The sequence below is a fragment of the Pseudomonas cichorii genome (assembly GCF_018343775.1).
Taxonomy (GTDB): Bacteria; Pseudomonadota; Gammaproteobacteria; order Pseudomonadales; family Pseudomonadaceae; genus Aquipseudomonas; species Aquipseudomonas cichorii.
On sequence record NZ_CP074349.1, the window covers coordinates 4,597,302 to 4,615,154 of the forward strand.

Consider the following 17,853-nt stretch of genomic DNA (forward strand, 5'->3'; position numbering starts at 1 on the left):
AGGCTCGGGTTTTTCATGACTGACCGACAGATCAATGCGATACACGGCTCGTGCCATTGACGGTCATGATGCGCACGCGCTCGCCGACACGGAAAATCTCGTTTTCCTGAACCTGCTGCACATAGGCACGCATGCTGCCGTCGTCTTCACGCACGGTGATTTCAACACCTTGAGTACGGGTCAGGCCTTCTTCGGTCATGGAGCCCAGCAGACCACCGGCAACGGCACCGATCACCGCTGCAACGACACTGCCGCGCCCACCACCGATGGCGCTACCGCCTACACCACCGACCACGGCACCGGCACCTGCGCCGATTGGTGTCTTGGTGCCTTCGATTTTGACAGGTCGCAGAGATTCGACAGTACCCAGGCGAACGGTCTGTACAGTCCTGGCTTCGTCACGGGAGTAGGAATCACCGGTGAGATTCGAGGTACAGCCGCCCAGTGTCAGCGCCATCGCGGTGAACGAGGCGGCCAGAAAAGCAGACTTGCGCATAAAGGCATCTCCAAAGGAACCAGTGGCCATTAGACTCCGCCCTGTCGACGCTGTCACGGCCCCGTTCCTGCAATTTAAGTTCATTCAGGTGTCATACAGCGACGCCACGTGTAGCGCTATGACGACCTGGTAACAGAATAATTCCCACGCATGGTAGCTGCGCGTCACTCACTGTTCGTTTAATTAAAGCTCAGGGTGCCAGACGTTCCCGTGTCCATTGATCGTCTATCAAACGATAGTTCAAACGATCATGCAAACGACTTGGACGTCCCTGCCAGAACTCGATCCGTTCAGGCAAAAGACGATAGCCGCCCCAATGGTCCGGGCAATGAGGCTGTGTATCGAGAAAACGCTGCTCGGTCTGTTTGATCATGCCTTCAAGCTCTGCACGATCGGCTATGACGCAACTTTGCGGTGATGCCCAGGCGCCCAGGCGACTGCCCAGTGGGCGAACCTGGAAATACGCATCTGACTCTTGCGCACTGACCTTGACCACACGCCCTTCGATACGCACCTGACGCTCAAGGGTCGGCCAGAAGAACGTCATGGCAGCAAACGGACGAGCAGCCAGGTGCTGCCCCTTGGCACTGTCATAGTTGGTGAAAAAGGTGAAGCCCAGTGTATCCAGCCCCTTGAGCAGCAGCACCCGGCAATGCGGACGCCCCTCTTCATCGACCGTCGCCAGGGTCATGGCATTGGCTTCTACGGGAGCCTGTTCTGTCTTGACCGCTTCGTCGAACCATTTGTGGAACAGGGCAAAGGGTTCATCGGGTGCCTGCGCTTCGGTCAAACCATCGCGGGCATAATCACGGCGCATATCGGCCAGGGCTTGGGTCATGACGGGTTCCTTCACCGAAATAATGCGAAGTCTGACCCGAACACTCCCCTGAGGGAATGATACGGGTCAGTCAGGCGATCAGTTGCTGGCCTGATCGCCGGTTTTCTTGGCTGCATCCTTGGCAGGCGCGGCTTTGGCTGGAGCGTCCTTGGCTGCAGTGGTTTTCTTGGCTGGCGCCGTGGATTTGGCTGGGGCAGCTTTCTTGGCGGTAGTGGCCTTGGCAGGTGCAGCCTTCTTGGCCGTGGAGGCCTTGGCTGTGTCCTTCTTCGTCGCAGCCACTTTCTTGGCCGGAGCAGGCGCTGGCGGCACGACAGGCTTGACGTCCTGAGTCGCAACCATGGTCGGTGTGGCCGGTGGCAAGGCGTATTTGCTCATCAGCGCAACCATGGTGTCCTGAGGTGTCAGCAGGATTTCGACACGACGGTTGAGCGAGCGGCCCTGGGCGCTGTCGTTGGCAGCACGAGGCATCACGGCACCCATGCCGCGCAGGCTCAGGCGATTACGCTCCAGACCACTGAGGCGGAAGATCGCAGCAACGGATTGTGCACGTTCCTGGCTGATTTTCTGGTTGGCAGCCGCGACACCCGAAGTGTCGGCGTGGCCAAGCACCAGTACGGCAGCCTTGGAGTCACCTTCGACAGCCTTGGCCAGACGGGTGATCGGGCCAAGGGTCACGGGCAGCAACATGGCTGGACGGTCAGGGTTGAACGAAGTGTCGACCGGCGCGGTGATGGCCAGCAGGTCTTCACGTCGCTCCAGCTCGAACGGGCTGTCCTTGATCGCCGCACGCAGGCGCGGTTCGTACTCGTCGAGCCAGGCCTGGGTGATTTTCGGGTCGGGCATCGGAGCAGCCTTGGGCTCGTCCTTCTTGGTGTCATCACTGCTGCCGAACGGCCAATACCACGGGTTGCTCTTTTCAGTCTTGGCGAGGGAATCAGCAACCACAGGCGCCTTTTGAGGAGCCGGGGCCGACGCCGGAGCAGGAGCTTTTGCTACATCCGCTGGAGCATCCTTGCCAAAACCAAACTGCCACCAATGGCTGCCCGTATCGGCAACATCGGCAGAATCGGTTTTAGGGGTTTGGGCACAGCCGGTGACGGCAATACACAGGGCGAGAACGAGACTTTTATTAGATAACATGGATGACCCACAGCAGTATTGATAACAAGGGACGTATGAACTTGGCTACGTCCGTATAACACGCATAAAGACTCAGTTGGAAAAAGAAACCGTCGTACGGTTCCTGTTACACCTCACTAACTGACAGTCGGTATGAAACAAGCACTTATGAGCGATAGTTACTGCAAACACTCACGCAGAGTCCTGACCAGCTTCTGGGCACGCGGATCCATCAGCACGTAAGGCCCCAGCGTGTGGGTGACAAAGCCGAAAGCGACCTCGTAATCAGGGTCGGCAAAGCCCACCGAACCGCCTGCTCCCGGATGCCCGAACGCCTTTGGCCCCAGGCCGTAAGTGGCGTTGGGCACACCTGGCTGGTCGAGCATGCACCCCAGGCCAAAACGTGTGGAGGTCATCAGGGTCTTGTCCTGACCGACGCTGTGCTCGCGGGTCATTTCATTGAGCAGTTCGGCCTCAAGCAGGCTGCCATCGAGCAGGCCGTTGTAGAACCCGGCAAGGCTGCGCGCATTGCCATGACCATTGGCCGCCGGCTGCTGCATGCGCCGCCATTCAGGCTTGTTGGTGCTGGTCATGATCGAAGGCGGATTGGTGAAGGCCTTGGTGGCGATGGCCTCGGGCTCGCGCATCAGCGCCTGCAGCAGGCGCTGGGCAGCTTCGTCCCCCATATTGCCCTTGCTGCGGGCGATATGGGCCACGCGCTCGAACTCCTCATCGGCCAGCCCGACATGGAAGTCGAGCCCCAGAGGTTTTGCGACCCGCGCCACAATGGATTCACCCGGGCCACGCCCGTCGGCACGGCGCAACATCTCGCCGATCAGCCAGCCATAAGTGATCGCCGCATAGCCATGACCCTGACCTGGCGTCCACCAGGGTTGCTCGGCCGCCAGGGCCGTTGTCATGGTGTCCCATTCATAAAGGGCGGTGGCGGGCAGTTGTTCGCGCAAGGCAGGTAAACCGGCTTGGTGGCACAGCAACTGGCGCAAGGTGATCGAGCCCTTGCCTGCTGCTGCAAACTCGGGCCAGAGCCGGGCAACGGGCTCGTCCAGTTTCAGCTTGCCCTCATCCACCAGTTGCAGGGCAGCTACCGCCGCAAAGGTCTTGGTGCAGGAAAACAGGTTGGCAATGGTATCGCTGTGCCAGGCCTGCGCGCCGTCCTTGTCGGCGGTACCGGCCCAGAGGTCTATGACGGTTTCGCCACCGACCTGAATGCACAACGCCGCACCACGCTCCTGAGGGTCGTCGAAAAGCGCAGCGAACGCTTCACGCACTGCTTCAAATTTAAGCTCGAAATAGCCCTGAATCTGCACCCGCTGGCTCCCGCAAGACTGTTGCCTGAAAAGGCGTGCATTGTTTCAGCGATTGGCGGCTTTGGGAACTGCCGCCACCCTGCAGATGCTTCAGGAAATTTCGCGATGGAAGGGTGGCAGCGCATTGAGGATCGCCTTGCCATAGCGTTGCGTCACCACACGCCGGTCCAGCAAGGTAATGGTGCCGCGATCCTCTTCGGTGCGCAGCAACCGGCCACAGGCCTGAATCAGGCGCAGCGAAGCATCGGGCACAGCGATTTCCATGAACGGATTGCCGCCACGGGCTTCGATCCACTCCGCCAGCGCAGCTTCCACAGGATCATCCGGCACCGCGAATGGAATCTTGGCGATGACTACGTGCTCGCAATACGCACCGGGCAAGTCCACACCTTCGGCAAAACTGGCCAGCCCGAACAGCACGCTGGAATCGCCGCCATCAACCCGCGCCTTGTGCTTGTTGAGGGTTTCCTGCTTGGACAGGTTGCCCTGAATGAAGACCTGCTTGCGCCAGTCGCGGTCCAGGCCGTCGAAGACGTCCTGCATCTGTTTGCGGGATGAAAACAGCACCAGCGTACCGCGAGAGCCTTCCACCAGATCCGGCAATTCACGAATGATGGCTGCCGTGTGCGCGGCTGCATCGCGAGGGTCGGCCTTGAGGTCAGGCACCCGCAGCAGGCCGGCATCGGCATGGTGGAACGGGCTGGGAACAATCGCCGTTACCGCGCCTTTTGGTAACCCGGCACGCATGCGATAACGATCGAACTTGCCCAGCGCCGTCAGGGTCGCGGAAGTGACCAGGGCGCCATAGGCGATGTTCCAGAGATTGCGCCGCAACATTTCGGCGGCCAGGATCGGGCTTGCATTGACCTCGATATCGAACAACGCGCCGCTGTCCGCCAGGGTCAACCAGCGCGCCATCGGCGGGCTGTCTTCCGGGTCTTCGGCGGTAAAGGCAGTCCACAATTCCCAGTTGCCATGGGCGCGGGCCAGCAGACTGCCGAACAGTGGATACCATTCTTCGGCCTGATGGCTGGCGATGCCGATATTGACCTCGCCATCCATGCCGTCCTTGAGCAGTTCGGTGAGCCGGGTGAACAGATCGTCCAGGCGCGCAAACCCCTTCTTCAACTCGATGCCCATCTCGCGAATGTGCTCGGGAATGACGCCGCCCACGAAACGATGGCGTGGACGCTCACGGCCCTGCATGTCTTCACCGGCGCGGAAGTCGGCCAGTTGCTCGCAGGCACCGAACATGAACTGCTGATGCCCCTTGATCTCCCGTGCCAGTTCCGGCACCTGTTCGATCAGCTTGCCCAGATCGCCGGGCAGCGGGTGCTGGGCCAGGAGCTTGGCCAGGTTCTTGGCCGTCTGCTCCAGCCAGTCGGCCGTGGAGCGCAGCCGGGTATAGTGGGCAAAGTGGCCGATGGCCTTATCCGGCAGGTGGTGAGCCTCGTCGAACACATACATGGTATCGCGGGGATCGGGCAGCACCGCGCCGCCGCCCAGTGCCAGGTCTGCCAGCACCATGTCGTGGTTGGTGACAATCACATCCACCTTGCCCATGCCTTCGCGGGCCTTGTAGAACGCACACTGCTGGAAGTTCGGGCAATGACGGTTGGTACACTGGCTGTGATCGGTGGTCAGGCGCGCCCAGTCCTGATCGGCCAGTTCCTGAGGCCAGCTGTCGCGATCGCCATCCCACTTATTGCCGGCCAGCTTCTGGAGCATGCTGGTAAAGAGTTTCTGGCTGGCTTCGTCGACCTCGATCTTGAAGCCCTCTTCCTCGAACAGTTGCGCAGTGGCATTGGCGGTATCGCCTTCCTGCAACAGCATGTCGAGCTTGGACAGGCACATGTAGCGACCGCGCCCCTTGGCCAGGGCGAAACTGAAGCTCAGGCCGCTGTTGCGCATGAGATCGGGCAGATCCTTGTAGACGATCTGCTCCTGCAGGGCGACAGTGGCCGTGGCGATGACCAGCCGCTTGCCCGCCGCCTTGGCAGCCGGTATGGAGGCGATGGCGTAGGCCACGGTTTTCCCGGTACCGGTGCCCGCTTCCACCGCAACCACAGCCGGGTCACCCGAACGTCGTCCTTCTTCATCGGTATCGATATCGCCCAGCACCTTGGCGACCTCGGCGATCATCAAACGCTGGCCATAGCGAGGCTTGAGGCTCTTGGCTTCGAGAAAACGCGAGTAGGCGCCCTGTATCTGGGATTTCAATTCGGTACTGATCATTGTCTCGGGTTCGGCGGCACGACAAAAAAGGCTGGATAAATTTTCAGTGGTTCTGAGTGGGCGCTATCATACCGCGCTAAATCCATCCGCGCAGAACGGAGTACCTGATGACCGCTTTCGCCCCTGTCTACACACTGCATGTTCTGGCCGCTCTGGTCTGGGTTGGCGGGATGTTTTTCGCCTGGATGGTCCTGCGACCGGCCGTCGGTTCGGCACTGGAAGGTCCGTTGCGCCTGAAATTGTGGCTCCAGGTGTTTCCTCGGTTTTTCGTCTGGGTCTGGGCCGCCATCGTGGTATTGCCCATCACCGGCGTCGGCATGATCCAGCTGAACTTCACCAGTTTCGAGACAGCCCCACGCTACGTGCAGGTCATGATGGGATTGTATGTGGTGATGGTCGCCCTGTTTCTGCGTATCCAGTCGTTACAGCTACCGGAGTTGCAGCGCGCCGTAGAGGCAGGGCAATGGGCCGAGGGTGCTGCGGCACTGGGCAGGATCAGGCGTCTGGTGGGCATCAACCTGATTGTGGGCCTGACCGTGGTTGCGATTGCAGCGGCACGGCCGACTTTCTGAAGAGAAAAATCTGTCCGTAATATCAGCCAGGCCCGACACAAACTTGCACAGGGCCTGACGAGGTTACGTCACAGACGCTGCAGATTCAGTGTTCCGGCAGGTCCTGCGGCACCTGGCTGCCCCGTTTGACCGGGTTTGCCCGGCTTGCCGCCATCGGCTCGATAAACGATGCAGCCCTTGGATTCTCCGCCCTTGCCCGGCTTGCCACCCTCGCCGCCCGGACCTGGGGCTCCGCCTTCGACATTGACCTTGATCCGCTCGGCAGCAAAGCTTTGTGGCAACTCAAGGCGAACCTGCGCACCGGCTGCGCCGTCACGGCCACTGCCGCCATTGTCACCGTCATAACCACGGCTTGCCTGTCCCCAGACACAACCCGGCGCCTGACCATTGCCACCATCGAGTCCGGCATAGCCTCGCGCACCAGCGCCGCCACGAGCATCGACGGTCAGTTGCTCGGCGTTCAGGCTTTGCAGGCGCAGGATCAGATTGCGCCCCGGCAAGGCCGTTTTTTCAAAGGTGCCCGGCGCACCACGGGCCATGATCTCGCTGCCGGTACCCAGCTCGCCATGGTTCACCACAAGGCTGAACGTCTGCGAGCCTGGCACGATGGCGATACGCGCTTCATGCCCAAGCACCAGCTCGCCCACCTTGACCTCGGTAATATTCGAGGGAATCAGCAAGGTGCCGTAATCCGCCACTTCCAGGCGCTCGACCTGCAAGACATTGTTGTTACCCGGCAGGCGCATCAAGGAGTGCGACTCGACACTGATGGTCTGCGCCAGGGCCAGCGGGCTGAACAGGGCTGTCAGCAGAAGAAGGTTACGCATGAGAGGACTCCGCTGGACGACGACCGATGGCCTGGACATGAAAGATACCGAAAATGAGGATTTTCCCTCGATCACGCCAGGGATGCTTGCGACCGCGCAGGCGACCATTGAACAGGACCAACTCCAGCAAGTGGGCCAACAGCACCAGCGCACCTGCGATGCTGATCATGGTGCCGAACGGACTCGGGGCCTCGATGACCGAATTGGCCATCACCACCAGCCAGAACCCCAGCGTCAACAACTTGCCCAGCCCCCAAAACAGCTTCATCGTCTGCTCCCATGCTCATGATGCTTTTTAGCTGCCGCACAGTAGACGTCCTGCACACCAAATATGCCAGCGGTGTGTTGAAAAAAGACCGGGCACAACTGCATCGGGGCCAGGACGTTCAGTTTCAGGCCTGGCTGCCGGCCTTGCCCTCGATGACAGGCTGAACCACCGGTGCCGGACGCTTGTACCACCAGACGCCCAGCAGCACAGCGGCGACGCCCACCCATTGCAGCGCTGCCAGCTTCTCATCGAAAAAGAAGAAGCCGATCAGAATCGCGACCACCGGACGAGCCAGCGCCGAGACGGACGCCAGCACGACATCCACATGGCGCAGTGCATAGGCCATCAACCCGTGCCCCAGCAGTTGGCTGATCAGGGCCAGCAGCGCAATCACCAGCCAGCCATAAAGGGTGTCCGGCAGAATCTGCTGACTGGTGAGCAGGGCCACCGGCAACAGCAGCAAGGCACAGGTGAAGCTGTTCCAGATGATGATCTTGCGGGACGAGAAACAGTCGCGCAGGGATTTGATCAGGATCAGGTAGATCGCATAGAACAACGCCGAATTGAGGGCCAGCAGGTCGCCGGTGACGCCCTGGCTGGAGAACGTCAGGCTGGCGCTGCCATCAAACACCAGCAGGCAGGCTCCCGCGATACTCAGGGCCAGCGCCAGCACCTGAGAAGTGCCGATTCTTTCCTTGAGAAACAGGAAGGACAGGAGCGCCACGAAGACCGGCGACAGGTTCATCAGGATCGAGGTATTGGCCATGCTGGTCAGTTTCACGGCCCAGTGGTTGGACAGCAGATCAATGCACGACACCACGCCCGACAGCAGCAACAGCGCCAGCATGGTTCTGCGACTGCGGCCCGGTGCGAGGTTTTCCACCTCCGGGCTCTTGCCGGGCGGCAAAGCGGTAAACGCATAGGCCATGCCGCCTGCGATGAACATGCGCAGCATCAGCGTCGAAGTGGCATCCACCTCGCTGAGTTTGACGAATGCAATCGCCGACGCCACACCGATGGTGCTGACGATCAGTGCCAGAACGGGCAGAACAGATTTATTACCCACCGTCATGACGGGTCCTCGAAGTAATACAAGCAGTTATATGAGTTGGGTGGCGCAATGAATGCCGCCAAATTGCTTCTGGTGTTCGGCGAAAGAGACCCGATGGATTTCATAGCCACGCGCCGACAACCGATCCAGCAGAACCGAGGGCGCGTTGTGATCGATCCAGACATGCTCGCCCAGAGAGAACGCATTGGCGCACCAGGCCGACATCATCGGCTCGTCCAGCAATACCGGCTCAAGATCCGCAACCTCTGCGGCCTGACGCAACGTCAGGTTTTCTTGCTCAAGCTGCCATCCCGAAGACGTGCGGCGATAGACGCTGACCCGTGAGCGATCGATGGCGTCCGCCCTTCTCTCGTCGATCAGCAAGTCACCGCGCAACAGGGCTACATAGTGGTCGAGGTGGAACTGTTCGGGGTTCTGCCAGCCATCCTCGACCGCCAGCACGACATCGCTCTTGAGCAGGCCGGACTCCAGCAAGAAGTGCAGCGTCTCGACCTGTGTCCGGAAACCGGTGTTGATCACCGACACACGCTCGTTTTCCTGATAGTCACCGCCTTCGAGCACATGATCGAGTTCCACAAGGGAATAGCCATGGGCAGCCACGACCTTTTTCACCACTTCGACTTCACGGGCCCGATCCTGGCGTTTCAGGCGACCGAAAACCGGCTGGCCGCCGACATTCATGAAGTGGTCACGGGGGAACAGCAGCCCGTACAACGGATGAATCTCATAGGTTTCGTAAGTGGCGTCCGGACTGATCCTTCCCAGATCATCGTCGTAATGCAGCCGGAGTTTCGGCTGGTTGATGATGATTTGCGCCAGCTCCTGACGGCTGCTGCGTGTCAGTTGCTGTCGGGCAAGGCGCTGGCGCTCCAGTGGAACGTCGTCGGCAAAACGCAGCGCATTACCGGCCAGTTGCCGCATTTCTTCCAGCGGGACCTGCGCGCCCTCGTCATTGAACAGCGCGTCAGACAGAAAAATCGTCGAGATACCCGCCGCATTGAACGATGCAGCCAGAGCCAGCACGTCGGCATCGGCCTGATGCAGCGAGTAAGGCTGCTGCGCTTCCATGAACACCGACATGGCCACAGGCTGTGCGATGGAAGGAAGCTGCAGGAGAACGCCCATCAACCCGCTTCCTGCAGTGAGCCGGCGCGGATGGAGGTCTGAAGAACGTCCATGCAATAGAGGATGGCCTCCTCCACCTCCGCCTGGCTTTCACCTTCAAAGTGCAGCCGGGCCGGAATTTCTTCGTAGCTGAACCCGCTGGACTCGCCTTGCCGCTGGATGCTGCTGTAGGTCAGCAACGGGTGTGACAGCTGCATTTTCGGGTCGAAGGCAAAACCACCGGTAAACGGATTGGGCATCATCAGAAAACCGGTGATACGGTTTTTGACAGGCGCAACCGGATCCTTGAGCGCGGCACGGGTCCACAACTCATACAGATCGATACCCTCGCTGCGTATGGCGACAAAAGGAATCTCGCCACCGCCGACCCGGCCACCGATCTCCAGAAACACCAACTCGCCGCGACGCTCGATGAACTCCAGATGAATGGCCTGATCCTTGAGGTTCAGCCGCACACAGACTTCCCGGGTAAAAGCCTGCACCGCTTCGATGAACCGGGAATCATCCACGGCCACCGAGCCCAGCGGCTGGCCGTTGCGGAAATCCAGGCAGGTATTCAGGTATTTCGACACCTTGAAGTAAGGCGTACTGTCGCCAGCCAGAATGGCATCGACATGATAGATATCGCCTTCTATGTACTCTTCGACTTCATAGCCGGTGAAATCCAGCAGGTCAGGGATATCGGTCAGACGATCGATCTTCACGACACCGTCAGAAGCTGCGCCAACCTGGGGTTTGAGGATGACCGGATAACCGTGCTCGTGGCAGAACGCCTCGACGTCTTGGCGCGACAACACATTCCGGTACTGCGGATAGCGAACCGCCGAGCCCTTCAACGCTTCTTTCATGCTGGCCTTGTTCCGGCACAGCAGGTTGTCAGCGATTTTCGCACCACTGATATTCAGCTCGGTACGCACCAGTGCAGCGGCATCCAGATCGTATTCCGAGAAGGCGATGACAAAATCGATGGCGTGCAGACGATGAATGGCCTGCGCTTCCTGCAGAATCACGTCGGCATCCAGTGCGCCGAGTTCAACCACTTTGAAACTGACCTTCGGATCGATCAGCCCCGCACGCCCCGCCAGGGAAATATAGGAAACGTCGACCTGAGCGTGATCAATGTATTTGCGGTAATCGGAAAGCTCGTCATCGTAGCGGTTAATGATCAGAACATGCTTCATACGATTGCTACCTCGTTGTGTACCCGTCCGACCAGACTTCTGACCGCATCCTCATCCGCACCACCGAACATCACGTAGCCAACCCGAGAGGTCCAGTCCTGATGCGAGCCCAGCGCGTCGCCGGTACTGAAGTAGATCTGATGGGAGAGGTAATACGGACTGTCGATAAGCTCACCGAGGCCGTGCAGCCGGGTGAATTCGCTTTTCTCGCCGCGGGGAATGAAGGCGATGGCACTGACACCGCTCGTCTGTGGTACGACAGGTTTATCGATGCTCAGGTATTCACAGAGCGTTTCGAGGGCCAGATCGATTCCGCTGGCCCGCTTGATCAGTTCGACGATGCTGTCGCCCGGAAGACGAGCCGCCAGTTCGACCGCGACTGGCTGGCCTTCAGGGGTAACCCGCAGTTCAAGATGGAAAGGGCCGACGTTCAGGCTGATGGCATCCAGCACCGCCAGCGCATAGTCGGTCAGGGTGCTGCGAAACGCTTCATCGTAGCCCTGGCCGACAATGTGGCCGATCTCGACAAAATAAGGTTCCGAGCCGAGCAGCTTTTCGGTGATGGAGGCGATGGTGACACTTCCGTCCCTGCGCACCACACCTTCGATGCTGTATTCGTTGCCGGGAATGTACTCTTCGACAATCAGGCGTCCGCTGGCGGTAAAGCCCGTGTCATTCGGCAGCGACTCACGAAAGGCATTGACGGCCTCGACCAGCTCTTGCTGGTTATAAAGCTTGCGTACCCCGATGCTCCCGGCCATGTCCACCGGCTTGACCACTGCCGGAAAACTGAAACCTGCGGGCACTGTCACCGGATCATCGCTGCTGAGCAGAAAAAAGCCGATATCGCTGAGCCCCTTTTCGGTCAGGCAGCTGCGAAAGTTGAACTTGTTGCGCACCTGCTGCACGGCGTTCTCGCTCAGATGCGTCTTGCCTTGCGCAGCGCCCAGGCTGGCAGCCATCGCGACGGCATATTCCACCCCGGGAAGAATGGCGCTGACAGTGCCCAGTTCATTGATTGCCGCCATCTGCGCGTCGAAATCGCCCGTGTCGATCCGGATGACCTGGCGAATCTTGTCGTGCTGCTCGGGACCAAGCTCCTGCTCGCCCCCGTCGACGGAAAAGACATATACATCAACGCCCAGTTGCTGCGCTGCATTGAGATAGTTGATGCCGGATGAAACAGGATCGATGACAACTATGGACATTGTTCAGTCTCCGACTATCCAAAACTTTCGAGTTCACATAAGGGAAGGTTCTTGAGCTTGCCAATTACCAGATCCGACCCGACACCCACTGTCAGCGCATCCACTGCCAAGTATTCGCCAATATCGAAATCCGCACAGGTCCAGTCAGGAAAAGGAATGTTGACGACATTGACCTTGCATTCGACGGAACTGCGAAACCTTTCAATACAGCCTGAGTGGTAGACGGAAAGACTGGTGCGATTGACGGCATACACTTCAACTTCACCGATATTGTGTTTCAGCACCAACTCCTGCGCACGGCTCAACGCCGCTCCCATGCCGCTGCCACCGCTGACAATATTCAAGCGGCTCATGGCATCTTCATAATCAGGCAACGAAGGACTGACGATGGAGTACTCCAGTCGGTCGCCAACGGACAATGTTGCAAACAGACTTGAGAACAGTCCGCCGGGGCGCAACTTCACATGAAACGTGATGCTGTCATACGCTTTCTTGCCGAGTATGACAACGGAATAATTACGCACCGCTGAAGTACCGGGATGCTTCAACGTCACGACGGATTTGGCGTTATAAAAAACCCGTTTGACCTCCAGGACGACTTCCATGACCTGTTCGGACAAATACGTTTTACTTTTGAGCCTGGCGGCATGAAAGCTGCTGATCGCGGGGACAATATCAATATCCGTTTCTGCCCTGCTTATACAGGGCAGAAATTCGCTTTGTACTGCAACTTCCACACCGTCCTCCAGAACGCGGCCTGACACCAATCGGCATCGACACACTCTGCACACACCTTTAAGGCAACCTTTTACGAGCGTTCCGGAAGGGATTGCATCAATAAGAGGCTGCCTGCTGTCGGCGGTGTAGGTCTGCTCTCCAACGCGGACACTATAAGTTGCCATTACACCGGCCTTCAGTGATGTGTATTAAAGCGTTGAAGCACGCAGAGCCTGGAAGTATTCGCCCACCATCGGGATGAACGCCTTGATATGGACAACGGCCTTGTCCAGATCCTTTTCATCCTTGATGACCGAGGCAAGCATGTTGTTCATCATGCCGCTGTGGTCTTCCGCCTCGTCGAACGCGACGTGAGAGGCTGCGCCACTCACCGCTGGCTGGCCCATGCTGGCGCTGGCTTTCTGGGTGATGAACGAGCTGTATTTATCGCCGTAGTACTCCAGGAACCAGTCCCAGGTGATCGCTGGCAGCGGGCCGAACTTGCTGACGCACAGGTTCAGGTAGCCCATCAGCTTCCAGGTTTCCGGAAAGGCAAACTCGGCCTGGACATCGGATTTGGAATAACCGTAGGTGATGAGATCCTGACCGAACATTTCATCATGCCCAAACTCATCGTACAGATAGTAGGAGAGTTGTTTGGCAGCCGAGATATTGTCGACGGCGGCAACCTGGACAGCACGGGCATCCAGTTCGTTGTTCATGTGAATGCGGATCACGCACTCCAGGATGTGACGCTTGTAGTAATGCTCATTGAACCAGTCCCCCTGGTGGAACTCGCCCATGATGTTGTCTTTCTTGAATTCTGCATCCAGGCAGGCATCAACGGTGGACTCAAGCTTTTTCAATATCACATCAGTGGAAATCATCGGTTATACCTCTCCATTATGGTCATCAGATATCAATGACTTTATTATTTCAGCGAGATGCTGATCCCTATCACATGCCACTACAGCGTAAAAAATAACCCCTTTCACAAATGGCTGGAAAAATAGCCTGTGACGCTCTCGACAAAAGAGCAGGCAAGACTACTATTACAAAGCCATCATTTAATAAACCCGTCCAGGGGAGCGGCAGTATTAGCGCAGTCGATTTCAAATTCAAGACCTGATACCGAATTAACTTTTTACTCCCTGCTATCGAAATCCTGCAGACATACCCGATAAATATCCAGGAAATCATCCTGAACTTTCTTACTCTTCGGACAGCAGAAAACATGACGACATCGCTGAAGCAGCGGTCATATAAATGAATTCACGAATTCAGCGTCCGACGCACTGAACCTGCGCGTGTTCAGCCCAACGTTATTTGCACACTGTCAGTACACAAGAAGCGCAGACTATTGCAGGTAATGCCGCACAGAAGTGCTCGGGGGCCATGTTTTCGATTTTCTGCTTCCATGCACAACATTCCATTGGATCCAATTCTCGCCAGCATCCTAATACCCCCAATAAACGTCTGCAAGCAACTTTCTGATCTATGCAACAAACAAAGGGTTTGGTTACCGACCGGCGTATTGCTCAAAAGCCGGGGTCGTGATCGCTTTCCAGAGTCCGCCCGGCAGGCTAGTCTTGCAAGTCAACCAGAGGACTTTCGATGACCGTCGGCTATTCCACCCGCACCCCGCAGCAAGCCCTGGCCGCCCTGCTCGACCGCTACGCTCCCGAGCGCCTGCTGCTGGTCGGAGCGCAGGAGTTTCCTGCGCTGCACGCCTTCCGAGAAGCACACCCTCAGACCGAGGTGGCGCAGGCGGCTCCCGGTAACCTGCCGGCGGAACTGGCTGCACAACGTTTCGACCTGGCCCTGGTGGTCGATTGCCTGGAGCACATTCCCAAGCGCACCGGCCTTGAGTTGCTGGGCGGCATCCGCAACCTGAATGCCAGCCGCATCGCGGTACTGGCCGACCTGCAAGCCTGTGGCTGGCAGGAAACCGACTTCTTTTCACTGGCCCTGCAATCGAGCGAACGCTTCGTGCGTGACGAGCAGGTCCTGACCCTGTTCACCTACGACTTGCGCGAATACAAGCAGGTCCCCGACTGGCTGAACTCGAAATTCTGGGCCAACCCGGAAAACTTCGGCAAATACTGGTGGTGATTCATGATTAGCGCTATTTGTCCCTGCGGCAGCGGGGATCTGTTGTTGGCCTGCTGCGGTCACTTTCATGCGGGACAACCTGCACCTTGCGCCGAGAAGCTGATGCGCTCGCGCTATAGCGCTTATGTGCTGGGCCTGATCGATTATCTGGTCGACACCACGCTCCCCGCACAAAGAAGCGGACTGGATCGTCAATCCATCGCTCAATGGAGTGCGCAAAGCACCTGGCTGGGACTTGAGGTGGAAAGTTCGGAAGTGTTTGGCGGCAAGCCCGAGCACGCCTTCGTCACTTTCACGGCTCGCTGGCATGACGGCAGCGGTGAGCACAGTCACCGCGAGCGCTCTTCATTTGTGCAGAACCAGGGCCGCTGGTATTTCATCGACCCCACCGCCCCGCTCAAGGCCGGCCGCAATGACGCCTGCCCTTGCGGGAGTGAACAGAAGTTCAAGAAGTGTTGTGCGAGTTACATTGGCTGAGTCTGGAGTCGTTGTCTTCGCGAATGAAGTCGCGCCTACGCAGGCTTGTGTAGAAGCGAATTCACCGCCTCCCTTTAGGGCGCGAGCTTCAGGTGTGAAATATCGGGATTGAGCGCTTTCACGGTCGGTTTTGCCTGCCCCATATCGCTGCCGGCCGGGGCCAGGCTCAAGGCGGAAAGGTCCAGCGCCGGTGCCGACTGCTCAGGCTTGGGGTCCTGCATGTCACTGCCGACTGCGGCCATCGACAAATCAGGAGCATCGACGTCCACGAAAGCCGCCATGTACAGGTCCCGAGGCTTGACCTGCAAACGCCCGTTGCCCGACTCGGCAGGCGGCGGTGCCAGCTCCACTTCTTCGGCCGGCAGGTTCATGTCCAGCACTTCGACCAACGCACCCGCACGCTCCAGTGTCGCGCGGTATTTCTCGGCGGCCTCGGCATCAAGGTTGCTTTTCAACACCAGCCGACGCCCGGAAAACAGCAACGCCAGGCGCTGCTCATCGGCCTGAAACAGTTTGCCCAGATTAGCCTGTACCCTTTCAGGCTGGGCACCGGGAACCAACTGGCCGCAAAAGACAATTTCATAGAAGTTCATGCACTGGCACTCATACTGCTTGTGACAGGAGTATGGCGCAGCCTCGGCAGCCCCAACAAGCTAGCCAGTTGCTAAACTCAGCGTACATACGGAGCACCACCATGTTCATCCGGGCAACCATTACAAGAACGATAAGCCTTGCGCTGCTGCTACTGGGGCTGAGCGGTTGCTCGACATGGAGCAGCCTCACCTCCTTTCAGGACCCTGATGTCCATCTGCTCAGAGTCCAGGTCGTCAAGGCCAGGCTGACGCAGCAGGATTTCAACCTGCACTTTGTCGTCGACAACCCCAACGACTCACGCATCTTGGTTCGCGGCTTTCGCTACAAGGTCATGCTCAACGATGTGCTGCTGGCAGACGACAGGTCCAATGACTGGTTTTTTGTCCCCGCCAACAGCCAGAAGACATTCGTGGTGCCGGTCAGGACCAACCTCTGGCGACACGTGAAGTACATCGCCGAACTGATGAAAAACCCCGACGAGAAGGTTCGTTACCGGCTTGAAGGCAGGCTCAAGACAGGAATCATCTTGCGCCACAGCACCACAATCGAACGCAGCGAAACGGTAAACCTCCGGGAACTGCTGCTCAAGAATCGCTAAAGGTATTGCTGCACGCGCATTTGCGAGATAATGCGCGCCGATTCGATTACGGAGTACCCCCGATGAACCAGCAAGCCCATGTCCATGGCCCTGATTGCAACCACGATCATGACCATCACGATCACCAGCACGGCCATGTTCACGGCCCGAACTGCGGCCACGCTCACCAGGAGCCGGCGCGCAATGCCCTGAAGGACGTTGGCCGCAACGATCCTTGCCCATGCGGCAGCGACAAGAAATTCAAGAAGTGCCACGGCGCGTGAAGCGCTGAGCATTTTGCCAACGGCCTGCCTTGCAGGCCGTTTTCATTTGTATGGAGAGTTCAAGGGAGAGTAAAACAGTCGGTCTTGATCAATCACATGGAGCCTTCAATGATCGACCTTCATTACTGGACCACTCCCAATGGTCACAAGATCACCCTGTTCCTTGAAGAAACGGGCCTGCCTTACAAGATCTTCCCGGTGAACATTGGCAAGGACGAGCAGTTCGAGCCTGGCTTCCTGAAAATCGCGCCCAACAATCGTATTCCGGCCATTGTCGATCACGAACCAACCGATGGCGGTGAGCCTCTGAGCCTGTTCGAGTCCGGCGCAATCCTGCTGTATCTGGCGGACAAGACCGGCAAATTCATCTCTCAGGATTTCCGTGGCCGTCAGGAAACCCTGCAATGGCTGTTCTGGCAGATGGGTGGCCTTGGGCCGATGGCAGGCCAGAATCACCACTTCAACCGCTTCGCCAAGGAAAAGATTCCTTATGCGATCAAACGCTATGTGGATGAAACCGCCCGTCTGTACGGCGTACTGAACAAGCGTCTGGCCGACCGTGACTTTGTGGCTGGCAGCGAGTACAGCATTGCAGACATGGCGATCTATCCATGGATCGTGCCGCATACCTTTCAGCAGCAGAACCTGGATGACTTCCCTCACCTCAAGCGCTGGTTCGAAACCATTGCCGGGCGTGAGGCTACCCAAAGGGCGTATGCGCTGGTCGAGCAGATCAATCCACAGAAGCCTTGATGATGCTCTTCGCGAATGAATTCGCTCCTGGCCGGCTGGGGGTGGATTCATTTGCTTTGTAAAATCCTGA

The 17,853-nt window shown here is 58.1% G+C and carries 20 protein-coding genes; 6 read left to right on the top strand and 14 right to left on the bottom strand.

The window, feature by feature from the left end; all coding sequences use genetic code 11:
- Positions 1 to 31: 31 nt before the first annotated feature.
- From KGD89_RS19550 to dinG, 5 genes are all read right to left on the bottom strand, one after another.
- Positions 32 to 496, bottom strand: coding sequence for an outer membrane lipoprotein (locus tag KGD89_RS19550; RefSeq protein WP_025261454.1), 465 nt, complete (start codon positions 494 to 496; stop codon positions 32 to 34).
- 190 nt (positions 497 to 686) lie between these two features.
- A complete protein-coding gene (pdxH, locus tag KGD89_RS19555) occupies positions 687 to 1,334 on the bottom strand; it encodes a pyridoxamine 5'-phosphate oxidase (RefSeq protein ID WP_025261455.1) in 648 nt (215 codons plus the stop codon).
- Positions 1,335 to 1,412: 78 nt separating this feature from the next.
- The gene (locus tag KGD89_RS19560; RefSeq protein WP_025261456.1) at positions 1,413 to 2,474 is read right to left on the bottom strand and encodes an OmpA family protein; all 1,062 of its coding nucleotides are present in this window, start codon (positions 2,472 to 2,474) and stop codon (positions 1,413 to 1,415) included.
- Between the two features lie 158 nt (positions 2,475 to 2,632).
- The gene (locus KGD89_RS19565) at positions 2,633 to 3,781 is read right to left on the bottom strand and encodes an EstA family serine hydrolase (protein ID WP_025261457.1); all 1,149 of its coding nucleotides are present in this window, start codon (positions 3,779 to 3,781) and stop codon (positions 2,633 to 2,635) included.
- A 90-nt stretch (positions 3,782 to 3,871) separates the two neighbouring features.
- Positions 3,872 to 6,016 (bottom strand): ATP-dependent DNA helicase DinG, encoded by a 2,145-nt coding sequence (gene dinG / locus KGD89_RS19570; RefSeq protein WP_025261458.1) that lies wholly within the window; start codon positions 6,014 to 6,016, stop codon positions 3,872 to 3,874.
- A 107-nt stretch (positions 6,017 to 6,123) separates the two neighbouring features.
- Here dinG and KGD89_RS19575 point away from each other — a divergent pair, with 107 nt between their 5' ends.
- Positions 6,124 to 6,588, top strand: coding sequence for a CopD family protein (locus tag KGD89_RS19575; RefSeq protein ID WP_025261459.1), 465 nt, complete (start codon positions 6,124 to 6,126; stop codon positions 6,586 to 6,588).
- A gap of 68 nt (positions 6,589 to 6,656) precedes the next feature.
- Here the strand turns inward: KGD89_RS19575 and KGD89_RS19580 are convergent, their stop codons facing one another.
- From KGD89_RS19580 to KGD89_RS19615, 8 genes are all read right to left on the bottom strand, one after another.
- The gene (locus tag KGD89_RS19580; RefSeq protein WP_025261460.1) at positions 6,657 to 7,415 is read right to left on the bottom strand and encodes a hypothetical protein; all 759 of its coding nucleotides are present in this window, start codon (positions 7,413 to 7,415) and stop codon (positions 6,657 to 6,659) included.
- Positions 7,408 to 7,683, bottom strand: a complete 276-nt coding sequence (locus KGD89_RS19585; RefSeq protein WP_025261461.1) for a DUF1145 domain-containing protein — start codon at positions 7,681 to 7,683, stop codon at positions 7,408 to 7,410. Before KGD89_RS19585 ends, KGD89_RS19580 begins: the two co-directional genes overlap by 8 nt.
- A gap of 124 nt (positions 7,684 to 7,807) precedes the next feature.
- On the bottom strand, positions 7,808 to 8,755 hold the full coding sequence (locus KGD89_RS19590) for a DMT family transporter (protein ID WP_025261462.1): 948 nt from the start codon (positions 8,753 to 8,755) through the stop codon (positions 7,808 to 7,810).
- Between the two features lie 27 nt (positions 8,756 to 8,782).
- Positions 8,783 to 9,880 (bottom strand): arginine deiminase family protein, encoded by a 1,098-nt coding sequence (locus tag KGD89_RS19595; protein WP_025261463.1) that lies wholly within the window; start codon positions 9,878 to 9,880, stop codon positions 8,783 to 8,785.
- Positions 9,880 to 11,061, bottom strand: coding sequence for an ATP-grasp domain-containing protein (locus KGD89_RS19600; RefSeq protein WP_025261464.1), 1,182 nt, complete (start codon positions 11,059 to 11,061; stop codon positions 9,880 to 9,882). The genes KGD89_RS19595 and KGD89_RS19600 overlap by 1 nt, the downstream gene beginning before the upstream one ends.
- Positions 11,058 to 12,269: an ATP-grasp domain-containing protein gene (locus KGD89_RS19605; protein ID WP_025261465.1), complete on the bottom strand. Its 1,212-nt coding sequence runs from the start codon at positions 12,267 to 12,269 to the stop codon at positions 11,058 to 11,060. The genes KGD89_RS19600 and KGD89_RS19605 overlap by 4 nt, the downstream gene beginning before the upstream one ends.
- 14 nt (positions 12,270 to 12,283) lie before the next feature.
- Entirely contained in the window at positions 12,284 to 13,171 is an 888-nt protein-coding gene (locus KGD89_RS19610) for an FAD-binding oxidoreductase (protein ID WP_025261466.1), read from the bottom strand.
- 24 nt (positions 13,172 to 13,195) lie between these two features.
- Positions 13,196 to 13,873 carry a hypothetical protein gene (locus tag KGD89_RS19615; protein ID WP_025261467.1) on the bottom strand — a complete coding sequence of 226 codons (678 nt, stop codon included), beginning with the start codon at positions 13,871 to 13,873 and terminating at the stop codon, positions 13,196 to 13,198.
- A 727-nt stretch (positions 13,874 to 14,600) separates the two neighbouring features.
- Between KGD89_RS19615 and KGD89_RS19620 the strand changes: the two genes are divergently transcribed.
- Positions 14,601 to 15,098 carry a DUF6231 family protein gene (locus KGD89_RS19620; RefSeq protein ID WP_025261468.1) on the top strand — a complete coding sequence of 166 codons (498 nt, stop codon included), beginning with the start codon at positions 14,601 to 14,603 and terminating at the stop codon, positions 15,096 to 15,098.
- Between the two features lie 3 nt (positions 15,099 to 15,101).
- Positions 15,102 to 15,575: a YchJ family protein gene (locus KGD89_RS19625; RefSeq protein WP_025261469.1), complete on the top strand. Its 474-nt coding sequence runs from the start codon at positions 15,102 to 15,104 to the stop codon at positions 15,573 to 15,575.
- Between the two features lie 74 nt (positions 15,576 to 15,649).
- Here the strand turns inward: KGD89_RS19625 and KGD89_RS19630 are convergent, their stop codons facing one another.
- On the bottom strand, positions 15,650 to 16,168 hold the full coding sequence (locus KGD89_RS19630) for a hypothetical protein (protein ID WP_025261470.1): 519 nt from the start codon (positions 16,166 to 16,168) through the stop codon (positions 15,650 to 15,652).
- Positions 16,169 to 16,269: 101 nt separating this feature from the next.
- On the opposite strand from KGD89_RS19630, the gene KGD89_RS19635 reads away from it, so the two are divergent.
- From KGD89_RS19635 to KGD89_RS19645, 3 genes are all read left to right on the top strand, one after another.
- Positions 16,270 to 16,767, top strand: coding sequence for an LEA type 2 family protein (locus KGD89_RS19635; protein WP_025261471.1), 498 nt, complete (start codon positions 16,270 to 16,272; stop codon positions 16,765 to 16,767).
- 62 nt (positions 16,768 to 16,829) lie between these two features.
- Positions 16,830 to 17,030, top strand: coding sequence for an SEC-C metal-binding domain-containing protein (locus tag KGD89_RS19640; RefSeq protein ID WP_074568806.1), 201 nt, complete (start codon positions 16,830 to 16,832; stop codon positions 17,028 to 17,030).
- A gap of 108 nt (positions 17,031 to 17,138) precedes the next feature.
- On the top strand, positions 17,139 to 17,783 hold the full coding sequence (locus tag KGD89_RS19645; RefSeq protein ID WP_025261473.1) for a glutathione binding-like protein: 645 nt from the start codon (positions 17,139 to 17,141) through the stop codon (positions 17,781 to 17,783).
- Positions 17,784 to 17,853 lie beyond the last annotated feature (70 nt).